The organism is Aliterella sp. E5.1 (assembly GCF_057473825.1).
This window is the reverse complement of sequence record NZ_JBYCCV010000478.1, coordinates 1-1,129: the sequence shown is the minus strand read 5'-3', so window position 1 is coordinate 1,129 and position 1,129 is coordinate 1. Positions and strand designations below refer to the sequence as shown.

3 protein-coding genes are annotated in these 1,129 nt (G+C 48.0%); 1 reads left to right on the top strand and 2 read right to left on the bottom strand.

Going from position 1 to position 1,129, the window contains the following annotated elements:
• Positions 1-207 precede the first annotated feature (207 nt).
• Both AC2VE5_RS28365 and AC2VE5_RS28360 read right to left on the bottom strand, forming a co-directional pair.
• A complete protein-coding gene (locus tag AC2VE5_RS28365; RefSeq protein ID WP_486890849.1) occupies positions 208-621 on the bottom strand; it encodes a type II toxin-antitoxin system VapC family toxin in 414 nt (137 codons plus the stop codon).
• Positions 621-842 carry a hypothetical protein gene (locus AC2VE5_RS28360; protein ID WP_486890847.1) on the bottom strand — a complete coding sequence of 74 codons (222 nt, stop codon included), beginning with the start codon at positions 840-842 and terminating at the stop codon, positions 621-623. The genes AC2VE5_RS28365 and AC2VE5_RS28360 overlap by 1 nt, the downstream gene beginning before the upstream one ends.
• Before the next feature lie 64 nt (positions 843-906).
• On the opposite strand from AC2VE5_RS28360, the gene AC2VE5_RS28355 reads away from it, so the two are divergent.
• The gene (locus tag AC2VE5_RS28355; RefSeq protein WP_486890845.1) at positions 907-1,128 is read left to right on the top strand and encodes an RNA-binding S4 domain-containing protein; all 222 of its coding nucleotides are present in this window, start codon (positions 907-909) and stop codon (positions 1,126-1,128) included.
• Position 1,129 lies beyond the last annotated feature (1 nt).

The following is a 1,129-nucleotide window of genomic DNA, read 5'->3' as shown; positions in this document are numbered from 1 at the left end:
TAGGAGGTTCCAAAAAGACCAGCCCCACCTACAACGCCTGGGCGCGACTGTGAGAGGCTGGAGAGGATAATAGGTTGCCATTGTGAAAAAGTGGTGAAGCCAGAGGTGCAGCCGGAAAATGAAATGTGCAACCTCACCAGCTAATTCTGCGATTCTTGGGTCCCGGTAGAGATTTATTGCGCTGCATCACTACCTTCCTAAATTCATTCACTTACCAGTGATATTTTTTAACTCCCCAGGTGACACCACTGGGATTCCTGCCCTCGGAAATCCAGATTTATCACGAGTTACGATCGCATCTACCCTGTGTGCTAGTCCACAAGCGCACTGCACTGCATCCTCAAAATCTTGAAAATTCAATATGATTGCCCCTTCCAGTATGTTTCGATCAACTGCACAAATCTGTAGGTCTGTCAGAAGTTGGACAATTGCATCTTGAGCCACTATTGCACCTGCTGCCTTTCGGATAATGTAGTAGATGTTGGTAATCGTTGTTGCAGCGATCAAACCTTCGACTTCACCAGCATCAATTTTCTCAAATAGGCTTGCAGCATCCTCTACGAATGGCTGCCGCTCTTGCAAAAAATCAAGAACGATATTCGTGTCAATCAAAACCCGCATTATTGGTACTTCTGAGTCAGATAAGTTGCATAATCTGCTGGCATCTCTTCGCCACCCAAGCTCCCTGGGGCCTTCGCAATTCCTCGCAACCGAGACAAGTCAGCCTTGTTAAGCCCTAGGTGGGTTTCCTGTTGTAGGGACTCCAGCAGGGTGTGGACTAACTGCCAGCGATCGCTAATTGATAATTGCAATGCCTGTTTCTGTAAGTCTGGCAACGTCATCAGCCTTCTCCTGTCGGAAGCATCTTACTTTAAAGTAATACATAGTAACTATGCGGAATAATGGATGATGCCCGACCCAGAAACCATTAAGCTAGACCAATACTTAAAGCTAGTCGGCGCTGTCCAGTCTGGGGGTCAAGCCAAAGGGCTTATCCAAGACGGCCATGTTGAAGTCAACCAAACCGTAGAGACTCGCCGGGGCCGCAAGCTCGTCTCTGGCGATATTGTCACCGTCGCCGAAGAAACCTATACCGTTGAGCTGACCCAAACCGATAGTTTACCCTAGC